This window comes from Sphingopyxis sp. RIFCSPHIGHO2_12_FULL_65_19, from assembly GCF_001830555.1.
Taxonomy (GTDB): domain Bacteria; phylum Pseudomonadota; class Alphaproteobacteria; order Sphingomonadales; family Sphingomonadaceae; genus Sphingopyxis.
Map to the genome: position 1 here is coordinate 71,225 of NZ_MIAM01000063.1, position 17,763 is coordinate 88,987.

Below are 17,763 nucleotides of genomic sequence, written 5' to 3' on the forward strand. Positions count from 1 at the left end.
GAACAGGTCGCCGACATCGCCGCGGCTATGGCGGAAATGCCGCCGGGCATCCGGATGCGCCAGAAAATCACCGATCTCGAAATGGGGCGCGTCGCCCGCCACCCGTTCGACCAGCGACCACAGGCCGCGCATGTCGGCGGGGCTGTCGGCCCAGTTCGGAAAATAGGCGTCCCGGTCGGCGAAGGCGAAGGCGGCCGAAAAATCGAAACCGATCAGCATGTCTTCGCCCGCCGCCGCCATGCGACCCAGCCAATCCAGCGCGTCCGCGCGCGACCAGACATGCCCCGGCCGAACCAGCGCGGGAGCCGCTGCACCGCTCGCGACCGCCAGCGCAATTCCGCGCTGGCGCGCTCCGCGGGCGCCCGACCAGTCAATGGCGGCGAAATGGGTGAACCGGCGCATCGCGGCGCTTTAGCGCATCCCTATCATCTTGCACAAAGCCTCGCTCCGCCCCACATGCACGCCATGCTGATCGAAACCGAATCGACGCCCAATCCCGCAACGCTCAAATTCCTGCCCGGCCGGGCGGTGATGGAGACGGGAACCCGCGACTTTGCGAGCCCCGAAGAGGCCGAAGCGTCGCCGCTCGCCAGCGCGCTTTTTTCGCTCGGCGATGTGACCGGCGTCTTTTTCGGCCGCGACTTCGTGTCGGTGACGATCGCGCCGGGCGCCGAATGGGTCGATGTAAAGCCCGACGTTCTGGGCATCGTCATGGACCATTTCCTGGCCGATGTTCCGCTGTTCAACAGCGCGAGCGCGGGTTTTTCGGTGCCCGCCGAGGATGAAGGCTTCGCCGACGACCCCGCCGACGCCGATATCATCGACCAGATCAAGGACCTCATCGAAACGCGCGTCCGCCCGGCCGTTGCCAACGACGGCGGCGACATCGTGTATCGCGGTTTCGACAAGGGCAATGTGTATCTGAAGATGCAGGGCGCGTGCGCGGGTTGCCCGTCTTCGACCGCGACGCTGAAGAATGGTATCGAGTCCCTTTTGAAACATTATGTGCCTGAGGTAACGGCAGTCCACGCCGTCTGACCATTTTTCCCTGAGGAGTTAGCCCATGAGCGAGCCGCTTTCCGACAGCGCTCTCGACCAGCTGTTTCGCACCGCGCGCACCTATAATGCCTATCTCGACAGGCCCGTGTCGGAAACGCAGCTCCACGCGATCTGGGATCTGGCGAAATTCGGGCCGACCAGCGCCAACAGCCTGCCCGCGCGGATCATTTGGTGCGTCACCGACGCGGCCAAGCAGAAGCTGGCGGCCTTCGCGCTTCCCGCGAACGCCGAAAAGATCCTGAAGGCGCCGGTCACCGCCATCATCGCGAGCGACAATGAATTTTACGAAAATCTGCCCGAACTGTTCCCGCACGCCGATGCGCGCAGCTGGTTCGTGGGCAATGCGGCGATGGCCGAAACGACCGCTTTCCGAAATTCGAGCCTGCAGGGCGCCTATTTCATTCTTGCCGCGCGCGCCCTCGGGCTCGACACCGGGCCGATGTCGGGCTTCAACAATGCCGCGGTCGACGAGGCATTTTTTGCCGACCAGCCCCATGTGAAGAGCAATTTCATCTCGACCCTTGGTTATGGCGACCCGGCGAGCATCTTCGAGCGCAGTCCGCGCCCGGACTTTGCGCGCTTCAATCGCATCGCCTGAACCAGCGTCCCTCGCCGCCATGCGCCACCTGGTCATCGATTCGGCGAGCGAAGCCTGCTCGGTGGCCTTGATCGAGGCGGGGGGAGTGGTCGATCACCGGCACCTTGTCATCGGGCGCGGCCATGCCGAACGGCTGGTGCCGCTGATCGCCGACCTCGCCGATGGCGGCCGCGCCGACATGATCGTCGCGGGATGCGGACCGGGCAGCTTTGCGGGCGTCCGCATCGGCATCGCTGCGGCGCGCGCGCTGGCGCTCGGCTGGCAGGTCCCGGTCAGCGGCTTTTCGACCCTCGCGCTTGTCGCAGCGAGCGCCGCCGACGCGATTGCGGCGGCGGGCGGGGCGCTGGTGGTGATGGAGGGCGGCCACGGCCAATGGTTCGTCCAGCCCTTTGCAGCGGATCTGTCGCCGCGCAGCGCGTTTCGCTCGCTTTTGCCGGGCGACGCTGTGCTGCTTGGCGATGAACTGGTCGTCGGCAACCGCGCCGAACCCTTCGTGACACTTCGCGGGTCGGGCCGCGCGCTGGCGATGCTTCCCGATGCGCGCAGCTTTCTGCGGCTGCCCACGGCGGCGCTGATCGACCGGCCCAGTCCGGTCTATGGCCGCGCCCCCGATGCAAAGCCCATGGCGCCGACATGACCGCGGCGATCCGCCTCGCGACCGCCCGCGTCGGCGATCTTGCCGCGGTGATGCGCGTGATGGATGCGGCGTTCGAGCCCGCTTATGGCGAGGCGTGGAGCGGCGCCCAGTTGCTGACCTTGTTTGCGCTCCCTTCGGCGCGGGTTTGCCTGGCATGGGATGGTGAACAGGTTTGCGGCTTTTCCGCGGCGCGCATCGCCGGCCCCGAAAGCGAGCTCTTGTTGCTCGCCGTCGATCCGCGTTTTCGTGGACGCGGTATTGGCGCATTATTGATGAAGGACTGGCAGGCCTGGGCCGCCGGCGAAGGCGCCGACGACTATTTCCTTGAAATGCGCGCCGACAATGATGCGGTTCATCTTTACGAACAGTCGGGTTTTTCGGAATGCGGACGTCGGCCCGCCTATTATCGCGGTAACGATGGCATGGTTCGCGATGCAATCACAATGCGTCGATCGCGCGATCGCGACGGCGAAGACTGATCGATCATTGCGGAATTGCATCCAGAGTGGCAGTAATCGGTCAGGCGGAAAAATAATCAATATTCGCCTGTCGCTCCTCTGGGAAAAAATACATAAGGAATAGTCTCATGTCCGATCAAGCCGATACCAATGAGATGCTCGTTACGCTGACCGCCGACATTGTCGCTGCGCATGTCAGCAATAACAGCGTCGCCATTTCGGATCTCTCCCTGCTGATTAACAATGTGCATGCTGCCTTGTCGGGTCTGGGCAGCGAACCGGTCGTCGAGGAAAAGCTGGTTCCGGCGGTGTCGATCCGCACCTCGGTCAAACCCGACTATATCGTCTGTCTCGAAGACGGTAAGAAGTTGAAGATGCTGCGCCGCCATCTGATGACGCATTATGGCATGACCCCCGACGACTATCGCGCCAAATGGGGCCTTCCCGCCGACTATCCGATGGTCGCGCCCAACTATGCCGAAAAGCGCCGTGCGCTGGCGAAGGAAATCGGCCTGGGCACCAAGGGCCGTGGCGGCGGGCGCAAGCGCAAAGCCAAGGTCTGACGCTGACGATCACACGCTCCGTTCGGATCGGGGAAGGGCGGCGTCACCGGGGTGCCGCCCTTGTCCTATCGGCGGCGCGTGCCTATACAGTTTGTGACAAAGACAGACACGGCTGCATCCGCAAGAAAGGCAAGCATGTCCGGTAATATTGATCTCGAGGCTCTGTGCCACGAAAAGGGGCTGCGCATCACCGAGCAGCGCCGCATCATCGCGCGCGTGATATCGGATTCCGAAGATCATCCCGACGTCGAAACGCTGTATGAACGCGCGTCAAAGATCGACAGCGGCATATCGATCGCCACCGTTTACCGCACCGTCCGTCTGTTTGAAGAAGCCGGTATCCTCGATCGCCACGATTTCGGTGACGGCCGTTCCCGGTATGAAGCTGCGCCCGAGGCGCATCACGATCATCTGATCGACGTCGAAACCGGCAAGGTGATCGAATTTGTCGATCCCGAGTTGGAGGCATTGCAGAAAGTGATCGCCGAACGGCTGGGCTTCCGTCTCGTCGACCATCGCATGGAGCTTTATGGTGTCGCCATCGATCGCAAGCGCGACTGATCGTGCCTCGATCACCTGGCGGACGGTCGCGCGTCTTGCCTTGATGGTGCTGACGCTGCTGTTCCTGATCGTTCCGCACCTGCTCTACCGCGCCGTGGGTCGGCCTTCGCCGATGGTCATGGCTTTCCTGAATGCCGTTGGCTGGATCGCGGGCCTTCGCATCCGCACGACGGGCACCCGGCTGCGGCGCAATGTGCTGTTCGTGTCGAATCACGTCAGCTGGCTTGACATATTGGCGCTCGGCGGCGCCGCGCGTTCGGCCTTTGTGTCCAAGGCCGAGGTCGGTACGACCCCGCTTGTCGGCTGGCTCGCCGACCAGAACCACACCATCTATGTGCAGCGCGAAGCGCGGCGCGAGATTCACAACCAGACGAACGAGCTTCGGGTCGCGCTGGCACGCGGGCGGCCGGTGACGCTGTTCCCCGAAGGAACGACGGGGCCCGGCGATGGCTTGCTGCCGTTTCGCGCGTCGCTGTTCCAGGCGGTGATCCCGACGCCGCCGAACCTCCAGGTCCAGCCGGTGTTCCTCGATTATGGCGCCGATGCGAATGATATCGCCTGGCTCGACCCCGAATCCGGGCTCGACAATTTCAAGCGGATATTGGCGCGCAAGCGGACCGTCGCGCTGACCATCCACTATCTGGACCCGCTTCCCGACGCGGCGGAGCATGATCGCAAGGCGATCAGCGAGGCGGCGCGGGCGGCGATTGCGGGCGCGATCGGGCGGCCTTCCGCCGCGGCACCGCATCGCCTATAGCGCGCCAATGAAATCCGACTCCCCCACCACCGCCAAGACCTTCCACGTCAAATCCTTCGGTTGCCAGATGAACGTCTATGACGGCGAGCGCATGGCCGAGATGCTGGGCGCCGAAGGCTATGTCGCCGCCGCCGATGGCACGGACGCCGATCTTGTCGTGCTCAACACCTGCCACATCCGGGAAAAGGCGGCTGAAAAAGTCTATTCGGACATCGGCCGGCTGAAGCGCGCCGACGGCAGCCGCCCGACGATTGCGGTCGCGGGCTGCGTCGCGCAGGCCGAGGGCGCCGAAATCGCCCGCCGCGCGCCCAGCGTCGATGTCGTCGTCGGTCCGCAGGCCTATCATCGCCTGCCCGACCTGATCGCGCGCGCAGAGCGGGGCGAGAAAGCGGTCGACCTCGACATGCCGCTTGCAAGCAAGTTCGGCGCGCTGCCGAAACGTGCCGGCGGCCAGCGTCCGACCGCGTTCCTGACCGTGCAGGAAGGCTGCGACAAATTCTGCACTTACTGCGTCGTTCCCTATACCCGCGGCGCCGAAATCAGCCGCCCCTTCGCCGACCTGATCGCCGAAGCGCGGGCGCTGGTTGCGGGCGGGGCGCGCGAGATCACGTTGCTCGGCCAGAATGTCAACGCATGGGATGGTGCAGATGACAAGGGCAGGGCGATCGGGCTCGACGGGCTGATCCGCGAACTGGCGCGCGAAGACGGGCTCGAACGCATCCGCTACACCACCAGCCACCCCAATGACATGACCGATGGGTTGATCGCGGCGCATGGCGAGATCGACAAGCTAATGCCCTTCCTCCACTTGCCGGTTCAGGCGGGCAGCGATCGTATCCTCGCGGCGATGAACCGCAGCCACAGCGTCGAGAGTTATCTGAAGATCATCGAACGCGTGCGCGCCGTCCGCCCCGATATCGCGATTTCGGGCGATTTCATTGTCGGCTTCCCCGGCGAAACCGAAGGTGATTTTCAGGCGACGCTCGAAATCGTCCGCGCCACCAATTATGCGATGGCTTACAGCTTCAAATATTCGCGCCGCCCCGGCACCCCCGCCGCGACGATGGACGGCCAGATCGACGACGCCGCGCTCAACGATCGGCTCCAGCGGTTGCAGGCGCTGCTCAACGAACAGCAGCAGGCGTTCAACGCCGCAACCGTCGGCCGGACGACGCGCCTGCTCCTCGAACGCAAGGGCAAGCTGGACGGCCAGTTGATCGGCAAATCGCCCTGGTTGCAGTCGGTGCACGTCATCGCGCCGGGGCTCAAGATCGGCGACATGATCGATGTGCGCGTCACGTCGGCGGGACCCAACAGCCTGGGTGCCGAACGGCTGGTGGAAGCGGTCGCCTAGTGCGATCCGCGGCCCCTGTATCCGCGAAGCCACACTCGTCTCCTTCCGTCGCATTCGCCGCCCGCAGGTGATGGACTCCCGTCTCTCCGGGACTACAGTCGTCTTTCCGATCGAAGGAGCCTTGCCCATATGTCCAAACGCCCGCTGACCGCCTCGACCCCCGCCGAACCCGGCGACCGCGTCCGACTGACCGCGGAATTTGAGCGAACGCAGCTTTTGGGCATTTTGTTTGGCGAGTTCGACCGCAACCTTGTCGCGATCGAAAACCGCCTCGGCGTCTATATTTCGGCGCGCGGCAACCGCGTGCAAATCGAGGGGGAGGCCGAAGCCGCGGCGCGCGCGCGCGACGTCCTCACCGAACTCTACAATCGGATCGAACAGGGGCAGGAGGTCGATGCTGGGCTGGTCGACGGCGTGATCGCGATGTCGGCGCAGCCGACGCTCGACGGCATCATCCGCCACGACAAGGACGAAGCGCCGCCGATCATGATCCGCACGCGCAAGAAAACGATCGTCCCGCGCGCGCCGTCGCAAATTCCCTATATGCAGGCGCTGGCCCGCGACGACGTGATTTTCGCGCTCGGCCCGGCGGGGACGGGCAAGACCTATCTCGCGGTGGCGCAGGCGGTGGCACAGCTGATCACCGGCAGCGTCCAGCGCCTGATCCTGTCGCGTCCCGCGGTCGAGGCGGGCGAAAAGCTCGGCTTCCTGCCCGGTGACATGAAGGAAAAGGTCGATCCTTATCTGCGCCCGCTCTACGACGCGCTCCACGACTGCCTGCCCGCCGAACAGGTCGAGCGCCGCATCGCCAGCGGCGAGATCGAAATCGCCCCGCTCGCCTTCATGCGCGGGCGCACGCTCGCCGATGCCTTCATCATCCTTGATGAGGCGCAGAATACGACGATCCCGCAGATGAAGATGTTCCTGACGCGCTTCGGCATGAACAGCCGGATGGTAATTTGCGGCGATCCCAAGCAGGTCGACTTGCCGATCCCCGCAACCTCCGGCCTCGCCGACGCGGTCGGCCGGCTCGAAGGGCTGGAGGGGATCAACGTCAGCTACTTCACCAGCGCCGACGTCGTCCGCCACCCGATCGTGGGGCGGATCGTCGATGCATATGAGGGGCCGGACGCTTTGAAGGGTGGGGGGTAAGCACACCCAAATTCTTGGTCAGCTTGGCGTAATCGCGCCGATGTTGCATAGCATCCGGGGCTTCGGGACGATTGGCGAAGTGCGGTGGGGGAGGGTGACGTGACGAAAGCCTTGGTGCACGGCGACGCTGGACGGCGCTTCATTCTGCTGGCGCTGGCCGCCATAGCCATCCTGTTCGCCGCCGCCTTGGTGACGCGGCCATCGAGCGCCCAGACGGCCGAGTCCCCGAACTGGTGGCGGCAAATGTCGGACAATATGGTCTGTGCGCCGGTGGCGGAGAAGGCCCGATTGGCCGAATGCACCATCGGCCCTTTCCAGATGATCCCCAGTGCCAAATTTCCCACGTCAGGAAAAGTGCAGTTGTACGACGAGACTGTGCATTCCTCTAGTGGGATAGCCCAATCGTTTCTGCAGCCCGGATCGAAGCCACGGTCCATCGCGGTCATGTTCCGCGGAATGCCCGATACCGGCGAATGGATTTTTGATCGCGTTGCGAGGAAATCGCGTCTAGCCGGATTTGGATTGGAGTCCACGAAATTGGCCTCGTGCCCCGCGGGCCCGCAGGTTGTCGCCGACGTGCTGAAGCGTCTGAATGTCGCCTATCGTGGCGCTATTGCTATCGGATCCTGTCGGTGGGAATATTCTACTTATACGGGCGAAAGCAGCATCCAGATCGTTTTTACGACGGAATTCGGCGGATCCGCCCCACTTTCCGGCAACTGCAACACGGACTTGCTCGAGGGCCCATGGCGTGCCGAGAATGCGGCGCTGGCCAAGACGGGCCATGCGGTGACCTTTTCGGTGTCAACGGGCGGCGTCGGCAATCATGATGGCAACCAGAAGCGCTATCGTGGAGAATTCACCACCTACCCGGCCCACAAACGGTTGCTTGGAACCGCGCCAACGCCGATGTTTACCAAGGACAAGGCCTATCCCGCCGGAAAAGGCCTTTGTCTGATACCTGTGGTTATCAGTATGCGCGACATCAGTATGTCGCACGACGCGGCATTGATCGACACCAAAGGCGGTTCAGTACGTTTTATCAACGAGCGGGCCTACCGGCTGAAAGACGGCATCTATCAAATTTATCCCGACCTATTCGACGCATACGCCGTATCGGGGGCGCCCGGCCGCTGGCTGCGCGGCGCCGCGCCCGCTCTACCGAAAACTTGCAGCCCCGCGGATTTCAACGGCCGCTGGGACCGATCCGACGGCGCGCGGGTCACCATTCGCGGTGCGGGAACACAGGGGGTCGGCGGCACCGGCAGCATGGATGAAAATCCTGGCAACTGGGTGCGCGGCCAGGACAAATATGCCAGCATGCGAATGAAGTCGGCATGCGTATATACCGCCAAATGCTTTGCTTCACAGCGCACGACCATAAACGGTCGGCCCGATTTCAAGATGGTCGAAACCGCCTGCGAGCTGGTGATCGATCCGGCGACCAAGCGGATGACCGAACGCGGCACGTCGAACAGCTATTCCTATACCAAGGTGGGCGCGGGTGCCGCGGCGCGCAAGCCGCCGTCGGCAGTGACGCCCCCCGAGCCAGCGCAGCCTTCCCAAGCGGTGCAGTCGCTGAACAGTCAGCAGGCCGCCGCCGCCCAACGCGAGATTCAGGCCTATGAAGCGCGCAAGAAAGCGATTGCCGACGAACAGGCGGCGAAAGAGGCCGCCTATCGCAAAGCGCTGGCCGATCGCGAGGCCTTGATTGCCGAGAATAATCGCCGGGCGAGCGAGGCGCGCGCCAAGTGGGAGGCCGCGGTGGCCGCCTGCCGGGCAGGCGATCAAAGCCAGTGCGCGCCGCAGCCCCAGCGGTAATGGTGTACCGAGATCGGCGCTATCGTCGGGCTTCGATGGCTTAGGGCCATCGTCGCCTTTTGGCGCTGAAGCCGACTTGGCGGCGTGCGCTGTTCCAAAACCCTCTCCGATGACAGCGTCGCGAGAGCGAAAGGCGCGTGACGCTGGGCTGGCCGCAAAATCCGCACAGCTTTCGACAAATAATCGACTTGTCGCCCTCGCCCGCCTCGGCATACGGCGATTGATGTGTTTCTAAAATAATAACGAGTCGCAATAGCATATTGACCCTCTGATTTGGCGCGCCTAGAGCGACGCTATTGCGAATCACTCGCAGTTAATCAGGGGAAGAATTTTGACTAACCACCGTTCGCTGTCCACGATCCGCCTTGCCGCAGGCACCGCGCTGAGCCTCGCGCTCGCCGCGACCGCCACGCCGGCCCTCGCGCAGGATAATGACGGCGACTATTGGGTGGCCCGCAAGAACCAGATTGTCGTCACCGCCACGCGCACGGCGGTCAAGGCGGAGGATATCCCGGTCACCGTCACGGTAAAAAGCGACGAGCAGATCGCCGACGAGATGGTCACCGACATCCGCGACCTCGTCCGCTTTGAACCCGGCGTCAGTGTCCAGCGCCAGCCTGCACGCTTCGGCGCCGCGCTCGGCGCGACCGGCCGCGCGGGCAACGACAGCTTCAATATCCGCGGCATCGGCGGCAACCGCGTGCTGATCCAGGTCGACGGCGTGCGCGTCCCCGACGGCTTCAGTTTCGGTGCGCAGGCGTCGGGGCGCGGCGATTATGTCGATCTTGGCCTGGTCAAATCGGTCGAAATTCTGCGCGGCCCGTCGTCGGCGCTCTACGGCAGCGACGGCCTGGCCGGTGCGGTCAGTTTCATCACCTCGGACCCGGCGGATTTCCTCGAGCCGGGCAAGAATGTCGGCGGTCTTCTCCGCGCCGGTTACAGCAGCGCCGACGAAGAGTTCAGCGAAACCGCGATCGTTGCGGGGCGCAGCGGTGCCTGGTCGGCGATGGCGGCCTATACCCGCCGTGATTACCAGGAGCTGGAAAACCAGGGCAGCCTCGGCACCGCGGGCGGCGTTGGCGCGACGCGCACCCTCGCCAATCCGCAGGACGGCCGCTCCGACGCCGCACTGGCGCGCATCGTCTACGACCCGGCGAGCGGCCACAAGCTGCGCCTGACCGGCGAATATCTCGACACGCATCTCTACACCAACGGCCTGTCCGGGCTGGGGCCGGGGCTTGCAGGCACGGTCGACCGCCTCGAAGGTTTCGACACCGGCGAGCGCAAGCGCGTCTCGCTCGACTGGAGCTGGGAGGGTGAGGGGGCGATCGATTTCGCGCGCGTTGCACTTTACTGGCAGGACGGCGAGGACCGGCAATATACCGAAGAGGATCGCTCGCCGGTCGTGGACCGGACGCGCCTCAACACTTTCGAGAACCGCGTATTCGGCGCCTCCGCCGATGCGCGCGCCGATTTCGCGACCGGCGCGATCACCCACCGTCTCGTCTTCGGCGGCGACATCAGCCAGACGCGCCAACGCGGCCTGCGCGGCGGCACCGTCCCGCCGGCCGGCGAAACCTATCCGACGCGCGCTTTCCCCAGCACCGACTTCACCCGCGCGGGGCTATTCGTCGGCGACGAGATCGGGGTCGCCGACGGTCGCTTGCTGCTGTATCCGGCGCTGCGTTTCGACTGGTTCGACCTGTCGCCCGACAACGACCCGTTGCTCCCCGCATTCCAGGGCGCGAAGCAGGATGGCTCGCGCGTGTCACCCAAATTCGGCGCGGTATGGAAAATCACCGACGAGGTGCGGCTGTTCGCCAATTATGCGACCGGGTTCAAAGCGCCCGAGCCGGGGCAGGTCAACCAGTTCTTTGAAAATCTGACCTCGGCCTTCTTCTCGTACCGGACCCTCCCGAACCCCGATCTCGGGCCCGAACGCAGCGAAAGCTTCGAGGGTGGCGTGCGCTTTTCCAGCGATGCGGTCAGCCTCGACGTCACCGGATTTTCGGCGCGTTACAAGGATTTCATCAGCCAGGAACAGGTGGGCGGCACCGGATCGATCGCCGATCCCATCGTTTATCAATTCGTGAATCTCGATCGCGTCCGGGTCAAAGGGGCCGAGGCGCGGTTCGAGGGGCGAGCGTCGTCCGGCCTGTATACGACGCTCGCCCTATCCTACGCAAAAGGCGACGTCATCGACCCCGACGGCGTTCGCTCGCCGCTCGAATCGATTGATCCGCTCAAGCTGGTTGCCGGGGTGGGGTATCGCGCGCCCGACGGGCGTTTCGGCGGCCAACTGGTGATGACCCATGCCGCCCGCAAGGAAGCGTCGCGGACGACGAGCGGCTATCGGCCCGACAGCTTCACGATCCTCGACGCGACCGCCTTCGTCCGCGTTCTCGACGCGCTGACACTGCGCGCCGGCGTCTTCAACATCCTCGACAAAAAATACAGCTGGTGGAGCGACGCGCGCGGTCTTGCGGCCACGTCGACGGTGACCGACGCCTATACCCAGCCCGGCCGCAACGCCAGCGTATCGCTCAGCTTCCGCTTCTAACCCCCGTCAACGAAGGACTGCTCCGATGAAATCCTATCGCAAGATCGCCGCCGGCCTGTTGCTGCTGACCACGGCGCTGCCCGCCGCCGCGTCTGCCCACCCCCCGATCGCGGCAGAGGCGGCCGCCGCGAATTTTGAACAGGACCGCGCCGACATTCTCGCGATGGCGGGCAATTACCGTGTCAGTTTCAACATGCAGGAATCGACCCGCTGGGACCCGGCCTATGAGGTGCTCGACCCCAAAAGGTCGGGCGGCAACGAGGTTGTGCGCGTGATCGAAGACACCGGCCGCAAGATCAGCTTGCAGCACATGCTCGTCATCACCGGCGACGACGACAAGAGCTTCATCATCAAGCATTGGCGGCAAGACTGGGAATATGAGCCCGCCAAGCTGCTCGTCTATTCGGACCGCAACGCGTGGACGTGGGAAGACGTGCCCGAACGGATGGGGACCGGCCGCTGGTCGCAAACGGTGTATCAGGTCGACGATAGTCCGCGTTATGGCGGCTGGGGGCAGTTCGAGACGCAGGGCGGGGTCCGCCGCTGGCGCTCCAACTGGACGTGGCGCCCGCTCGCGCGCCGCGATGCGGTGCGTAACCCTGTTTACGACCGCTATTTGTCGATCAACCGCCACCAGCCCAGCCCCGACGGCTGGGTCCATTGGCAGGACAATACCAAGATGGGGACAAAGGACGGCAAGCTGGTGCCGATCGTCCAGGAATATGTCCTCAACACCTATATCAAATATGACCAGTATGACGTGAAGGCCGCCGATGATTATTGGGCCGCGACCAAGGATTATTGGGCCGCGGTGCGCGCCGAATGGGACCGCGTTGCCGTGACAAAGGGCGGCATCGCGATCGAGGAAAAGGCCGACACCGGCACCGTGATCAGCGGCCGCTTGCTCGAAATGGCCGACGAGGTTCAGGACAAGAAGCTGACCACTGCCAAGGCGATCGCCGAAGCGAAAAAATTGATCGAGGCGAACACGCGCAAGATTTGACGACCTTCACCATGTGAAGCCCGCAACTGGGGGCGGCGCGAGAGCGTCGTCCCCTATTTTGCGGTGGCATGGCGGGGTGCCATGCAAAAGGTCCGAAGCGCGACCGCGTCATGATAGGCATTGTGGGGCACGTGGCTGAGTTCGGATGTTGAAAAATTGACCACCTCGGCCAGCTCGAAGCGCACCGCCGAGACGATCAGCCGCCGCCCGTCGTCGGTGACGAGCAGGCGCGCGGCATGGACGATATCCTCGGGCCAGTCGGCGACCAGGACCGGCTCGGCGTCCGCCGCCAGATAATCGGCAAACGCCCATTGCAACTCGGCATAGGAAACCGGCGCGATGTCGAGCTTTGGCATCACATGCGCCGCGACCCACGGCGTCGGGTCCATACAGTCGACCGCGCCGTAAAATGGCGCCGACCCCTCGGTTTCGGGAACGAGCGCAATCGAAATCAGCGCGCCCCCGAACCCGTTGAACTCTGCGTCGAGATAATAGCGCAACCGCCTATGTCTTCCTCGCCCCGTCGACACTCCAGATCCCGGCGCCGCGTGTCGCGATGAACAGGAAGATGAAACAGTAAAGCGCAATCGTTTCGCCGCCGTTGACGATCGGGAAGGCGCCCTGGCTGCCGTGCGCGACCCAATAACCGACGGCCGACATGCCGCTGGCGACGAACGCCGCAGGGCGGGTGAACAGTCCGACGACGATAAGGCCGCCGGCGATCAGCTCGATCGCCCCCGCGGCTTGCAGCATCGGGTTGAGCTCCATCGGGAACTTGACCGGGAAATTGAAGAATTTCTGCACCCCATGCGCCAGGAACAGCAGACCCGAAACGATGCGCAGCAACGCATAGGCCTGTTCGCCGAAACCATCGAGAAACTTCATGATTTTCCCCCTCATTCCGATTGCCGGAACGGGGAGGCTAACCGATTTTCCCGGCTCGCGCGAAATTTTTCTGCGGCGCATGTCACACCCGCCATTCCTGTCTCGTCATATCTGCACAACCCGCCCAAAGGAGACATGACATGACCAAGATCACCGATCCCTTCGCCGCATCGCCGCAGTTGATGAAGCAGTGGATGGCGGCCAGCCTCGCGGCCGAGAAGAGCCTGGAGACCAGCCTGGTCGAACTGGTGAAGATCCGCGCCTCAATCCTCAACGGCTGCGCCAACTGCATCAACATGCACACCGCCGACGCGCGCGCGAAGGGTGAGACCGAGCAGCGCATCTACCTGCTCGCGGCATGGCCCGAGGCCCCCGTCTATACGCCGCGCGAACGCGCCGCGATGGCGTGGACCGACGCCTTGACCCGCCTGTCGCAAGGCCACACACAAGGCGAAGCGAAACAGGCGCTCGATGCGCATTTCACGCCCGAGGAGCAGATGAACCTGACCGTGATGATCAACATCATCAATGGCTGGAACCGCATCGCAGTCGGTTTCGACCTTTGGCTTGAACAGCCCGCGACCAAAGCGGCCTGATGTCGCGCCGGGGCGATCCTGCGACGGCGGACGCGGCGGCGAGTTTCGACCCGCTGCGTCCGCTGCTCACCCGTGTTGCCTATCGTATGCTCGGCTCGGTCGCCGATGCCGAGGATGCGGTGCAGGACGCCTTCATCCGCTGGCTCGGTACCGACCGCAGCGCGGTGCGCGAGCCCGCGGCGTTCCTCCGCCGCACCGTCACGCGGCTTTGCCTCGACCAGATCAAGTCGGCGCGCAGCAGCCGCGAAACCTATGTCGGCCCCTGGCTTCCCGACCCGCTCGTCGAGGAGGACGAAGAGGATGATGTTACGCTGCCGCTGATGCTCGCGCTCGAAAGGCTTTCTCCCCTCGAACGCGCCGCCTTCCTGCTTCACGACGTCTTCGGCGTCGAATTTGACGAGGTTGCGAGAACTATCGACCGCGATCCCGCCGCGACGCGCCAGCTCGCCGCGCGCGCCCGCACCCACGTCCGCGACGCGCGCCCGCGCTACAAGCTCGAGAAGCAAAAGGGCCTCGAAATCGCCAACGCCTTTTTCGCGGCATCACGCAGCGGCGACATGGGGGCGCTCGGCGCGCTGCTCGCCGCCGATGTCGGCATGTGGGCCGACGGCGGCGGCAAGCGGCCCGCCGCGATGGGGCCGGTCATGGGGCATGACATCGTGCTGAAACTGCACCGCAGCCTGGCCGTGCTGTTCTGCAAATATGGCTCGACGCTCGTCCACACTGGCATGATTAACGGCTTGCCCGGCTTCGTCACGCGCGAGGCCGACGGCGAATTGCAGACGACGGCGCTCGAAATCGAGGACGGGCTCGTCACCGGAATCTATGTGATGCGCAACCCCGACAAGCTCAGGCATATGCATTAAGCAGGTCGGGCGCCTGTCGGCCGGGAAGCCGCTATGCCCCTTATTCCCTCCTCAACCCTGACATCGGCCAATCCAAAAAATCGCTGTCCTACATTGCCTCGCCGCTATAGCGTCGCGCGATGATTTTCATTGATCCCGTTGCGACTGCGCCCGCTGCTTTGCGAGGGCGATTTGCGCGTGAAGTCGTCCAGTTTTGCGCCATTATCGGTCGGGGTGATTTCCGGTGCTGAGCGTCGAAACCAACGCCGCGACGCCCTGGCCCGACGCGCTCGACTGGGAAGGGCGGGCGGCGGAGGCGGTCGCGGCGGCGCTGGCGCTTACCCCCTTTGCCGGGCTCGCCAATGCCGCGCCGCTGGTCGAGGTCGCAGTGCGCCTCACCGACGATGTCGAGGTCCACCGGCTCAACCGCGATTTTCGCGGCAAGGACAAGCCCACCAACGTGCTTTCCTTTCCGCAGGTCCAGCAGGATCTGCTCGAAGGTCTGTCGAACAGCGATGACGGGGAAATACTGCTCGGCGATATCGTGCTGGCGCGCGAAACCTGCGCGCGCGAAGCGGCGGAGAAGGGGATTTCGCTGGAGGATCATGCGACGCACCTGATTGTTCATGGCACGCTTCATCTCGTCGGTTACGACCATATGGACGATGCAAGCGCCGCGGCAATGGAGGCGATCGAGGTGAAAGCACTTGCATCGCTGGGCATCGCCAATCCATATGCGGATCAGGATTAACAGGGAAACGCCGAACCTATGCCCGACGACCAGGGATCTTCAAACCGATCGGAAGAGGACAGTAGTAGACCCGGACTTTTTTCCGGGCTGAAAACCCTGTTGTTCGGTGGCGACAAGGAGCCGTCGCTGCGCGAACAGATTGAAGAGGTCATCGACGAGGCCGAGGAAGAAGGCCAGGACCGGCGCGGCAGCAATATCGTCGGCGACCTGTCGCAGATCGAGCGCAAGATGCTGCGCAACCTCCTTCATTTCGGCGAGCAGACGGTCGATGATGTCGCGGTGCCGCGCGCCGACATCATCGCGATTCCCGAAAGCGCGAGTTTCGCCGAAGTCGTCGCGCAATTTGCCGAGGCGGGGCACAGCCGCCTGCCGGTCTACCGCGAAAATCTGGACGAGGTCGTCGGGATGATCCACGTCAAGGACGTGTTCACCGTGCTGGCAGAGGGCCGCACGCCGCCACCGCTGATCGACCTGATCCGTCAGCCGCTCTATGTCCCGCAATCGATGGGCGTGCTCGACCTGCTCGCCGAAATGCGCGCGAAGCGGACGCACCTGGCGATCGTCATCGATGAATATTCGGGCACCGAAGGCCTGCTGACGATTGAGGACCTGGTCGAGGAGATCGTCGGTGAGATCGAAGACGAACATGACGACGAACCCGAACCGCTGTTTGCCCCGGTCGACGGCGGATGCTGGGAGGCCGACGCGCGCGCCGAACTCGACGATATCGGCGAGGCGATCGACCCGCGGCTGGGCGAGGTCGAGGAAGATGTCGACACGCTCGGCGGCCTTTCCGCGGTGCTCGCGGGCCATGTCCCCGAAGTCGGCGAAATCCTGCACCATCCCAGCGGCTGGCGTCTCGAAGTGACCGAGGCCGACGAGCGGCGGGTCCACCGCCTGCGCCTGCATCCGCCGGTCGAGGTCGATCTGGAGGCGCCGACGGAACGTAGCGAAGAGTTCTGACGCAATTGCCTTTGTCCGCTCGAAGGACTAGCGCAGGCGCGATGGACGTCTCCGACCTTCGCATCGCCCTGTTCAGCGGCAATTATAATATGACAACCGACGGCGCGAACAAGGCGCTGAACCGCCTCGTTGGCTATCTGCTGGCCCATGGCGCGGCGGTCCGTGTCTATTCGCCGACCGTCGCCAACCCCGATTTCGCACCGACCGGCGATCTTGTCAGCGTCCCTTCCTTTGCGATCCCAGGTCGCAGCGAATATCGTATTCCGATATCCTTTTCGTCGCGGGTCCGCGAAGACATTGTCAATTTTGCCCCCAATATCGTCCATATTTCCAGCCCAGACCGGGTGTCGCGGCAGGCGGCGGCGTGGGCGCGGCGGCGGCGATTGCCCGTCGCATGTTCGGTGCACACCCGCTTTGAAACCTATTTTCGCTATTACAACCTGTCGTTCCTCGAACCCGTTGTCGTTGCCTGGTTGCGCAAACTCTATCGCAAGTGCGACGCGCTGATCGCGCCGTCCGAAAGTTTTGCGCAGGTGCTGCGCGACCAGCGGATGAACTATGACATCGGCATCTGGACCCGCGGCGTCGAACAGGCGATTTTCAACCCGGCGCGCCGCGACATGGCATGGCGCCGCTCGCTGGGCATCGACGATGACGTTCCCGCCATCGCCTTCCTTGGCCGGCTGGTAATGGAAAAGGGCCTCGACGTCTTTGCCGATGCGATCGATGTGCTCGCGCGGCGCGGGGTGCCGCACAAGGTCGTCGTCATCGGCGAGGGACCGGCAGGCGACTGGTTTGAATCGCGCTTGCCCAATGCCAATTTCGTCGGCTTCCAGGGCGGTGAAGACCTTGCCCATGCGCTCGCCTCTTGCGACATTTTCTTCAATCCGTCGGTCACCGAAACCTTCGGCAATGTGACGCTGGAGGCAATGGCATGTGGCCTGCCGGTTGTCGCGGCGCGCGCCACGGGCAGCGCCAGCATCGTCAAGCACGGCCAGACCGGCTACCTCGTCCCGCCGGGGTCGGTCACCGGCTTTGCCGATCATCTCCAGCGCTATTGCCGCGACGTCCAGCTGCGTGCCGACCACGGCGCGGCGGCGGTGCTCGAAAGCGGCTCCTATCAATGGGATGCGATCAACCGGGCGGTCGCCGACACCTATATCCGCCTGATCCGCCAGAAACAGCGGCGCCGGGGCTGAG

19 protein-coding genes are annotated in these 17,763 nt (G+C 64.0%); 17 read left to right on the top strand and 2 right to left on the bottom strand.

All coding sequences use genetic code 11. The features are described 5' to 3' along the window. Positions 1-465: 465 nt before the first annotated feature. The 12 genes from A3E77_RS17260 to A3E77_RS17315 all read left to right on the top strand — a co-directional run bounded on the left by A3E77_RS17260 (position 466) and on the right by A3E77_RS17315 (position 12,523). Positions 466-1,038, top strand: a complete 573-nt coding sequence (locus A3E77_RS17260) for a NifU family protein (protein WP_293648176.1) — start codon at positions 466-468, stop codon at positions 1,036-1,038. A gap of 25 nt (positions 1,039-1,063) precedes the next feature. Then, complete coding sequence (locus tag A3E77_RS17265) at positions 1,064-1,657, top strand: malonic semialdehyde reductase (protein ID WP_293648179.1); 594 nt, start codon at positions 1,064-1,066, stop codon at positions 1,655-1,657. A gap of 19 nt (positions 1,658-1,676) precedes the next feature. After that, positions 1,677-2,294 (top strand): tRNA (adenosine(37)-N6)-threonylcarbamoyltransferase complex dimerization subunit type 1 TsaB, encoded by a 618-nt coding sequence (gene tsaB / locus A3E77_RS17270; protein WP_293648182.1) that lies wholly within the window; start codon positions 1,677-1,679, stop codon positions 2,292-2,294. Next, complete coding sequence (locus A3E77_RS17275; RefSeq protein WP_293648185.1) at positions 2,291-2,773, top strand: GNAT family N-acetyltransferase; 483 nt, start codon at positions 2,291-2,293, stop codon at positions 2,771-2,773. Before tsaB ends, A3E77_RS17275 begins: the two co-directional genes overlap by 4 nt. 107 nt (positions 2,774-2,880) lie before the next feature. Further along, entirely contained in the window at positions 2,881-3,315 is a 435-nt protein-coding gene (locus A3E77_RS17280) for a Ros/MucR family transcriptional regulator (protein WP_293648188.1), read from the top strand. A gap of 135 nt (positions 3,316-3,450) precedes the next feature. Continuing rightward, positions 3,451-3,876, top strand: coding sequence for a Fur family transcriptional regulator (locus A3E77_RS17285; RefSeq protein WP_293648191.1), 426 nt, complete (start codon positions 3,451-3,453; stop codon positions 3,874-3,876). Then, positions 3,845-4,633 carry a lysophospholipid acyltransferase family protein gene (locus tag A3E77_RS17290; RefSeq protein WP_293648194.1) on the top strand — a complete coding sequence of 263 codons (789 nt, stop codon included), beginning with the start codon at positions 3,845-3,847 and terminating at the stop codon, positions 4,631-4,633. Before A3E77_RS17285 ends, A3E77_RS17290 begins: the two co-directional genes overlap by 32 nt. 7 nt (positions 4,634-4,640) lie before the next feature. Then, positions 4,641-5,987 carry a tRNA (N6-isopentenyl adenosine(37)-C2)-methylthiotransferase MiaB gene (miaB, locus tag A3E77_RS17295; protein ID WP_293648197.1) on the top strand — a complete coding sequence of 449 codons (1,347 nt, stop codon included), beginning with the start codon at positions 4,641-4,643 and terminating at the stop codon, positions 5,985-5,987. Positions 5,988-6,116: 129 nt separating this feature from the next. Further along, positions 6,117-7,139, top strand: coding sequence for a PhoH family protein (locus A3E77_RS17300; protein WP_293648200.1), 1,023 nt, complete (start codon positions 6,117-6,119; stop codon positions 7,137-7,139). A 99-nt stretch (positions 7,140-7,238) separates the two neighbouring features. Continuing rightward, a complete protein-coding gene (locus A3E77_RS17305; RefSeq protein ID WP_293648203.1) occupies positions 7,239-8,960 on the top strand; it encodes a cell envelope integrity protein TolA in 1,722 nt (573 codons plus the stop codon). Positions 8,961-9,291: 331 nt separating this feature from the next. Then, a complete protein-coding gene (locus A3E77_RS17310; protein ID WP_293648206.1) occupies positions 9,292-11,520 on the top strand; it encodes a TonB-dependent hemoglobin/transferrin/lactoferrin family receptor in 2,229 nt (742 codons plus the stop codon). Positions 11,521-11,545: 25 nt separating this feature from the next. After that, the gene (locus A3E77_RS17315) at positions 11,546-12,523 is read left to right on the top strand and encodes a DUF6607 family protein (RefSeq protein WP_293648209.1); all 978 of its coding nucleotides are present in this window, start codon (positions 11,546-11,548) and stop codon (positions 12,521-12,523) included. Positions 12,524-12,576: 53 nt separating this feature from the next. Here A3E77_RS17315 and A3E77_RS17320 read toward each other — a convergent pair whose 3' ends face one another. Continuing rightward, entirely contained in the window at positions 12,577-13,023 is a 447-nt protein-coding gene (locus A3E77_RS17320; RefSeq protein ID WP_293648212.1) for a hypothetical protein, read from the bottom strand. A 4-nt stretch (positions 13,024-13,027) separates the two neighbouring features. Beyond that, positions 13,028-13,408, bottom strand: coding sequence for a DoxX family protein (locus A3E77_RS17325; protein ID WP_293648215.1), 381 nt, complete (start codon positions 13,406-13,408; stop codon positions 13,028-13,030). Positions 13,409-13,548: 140 nt separating this feature from the next. On the opposite strand from A3E77_RS17325, the gene A3E77_RS17330 reads away from it, so the two are divergent. From A3E77_RS17330 to A3E77_RS17350, 5 genes are all read left to right on the top strand, one after another. After that, entirely contained in the window at positions 13,549-14,004 is a 456-nt protein-coding gene (locus A3E77_RS17330) for a carboxymuconolactone decarboxylase family protein (protein ID WP_293648218.1), read from the top strand. Then, positions 14,004-14,870, top strand: coding sequence for a sigma-70 family RNA polymerase sigma factor (locus A3E77_RS17335; protein WP_293648221.1), 867 nt, complete (start codon positions 14,004-14,006; stop codon positions 14,868-14,870). The genes A3E77_RS17330 and A3E77_RS17335 overlap by 1 nt, the downstream gene beginning before the upstream one ends. Before the next feature lie 223 nt (positions 14,871-15,093). Further along, entirely contained in the window at positions 15,094-15,600 is a 507-nt protein-coding gene (gene ybeY / locus A3E77_RS17340; RefSeq protein ID WP_293648224.1) for an rRNA maturation RNase YbeY, read from the top strand. A gap of 18 nt (positions 15,601-15,618) precedes the next feature. Beyond that, positions 15,619-16,563, top strand: coding sequence for a hemolysin family protein (locus A3E77_RS17345; RefSeq protein WP_293648227.1), 945 nt, complete (start codon positions 15,619-15,621; stop codon positions 16,561-16,563). Positions 16,564-16,604: 41 nt separating this feature from the next. Further along, complete coding sequence (locus A3E77_RS17350; protein ID WP_293648230.1) at positions 16,605-17,762, top strand: glycosyltransferase family 4 protein; 1,158 nt, start codon at positions 16,605-16,607, stop codon at positions 17,760-17,762. Position 17,763 lies beyond the last annotated feature (1 nt).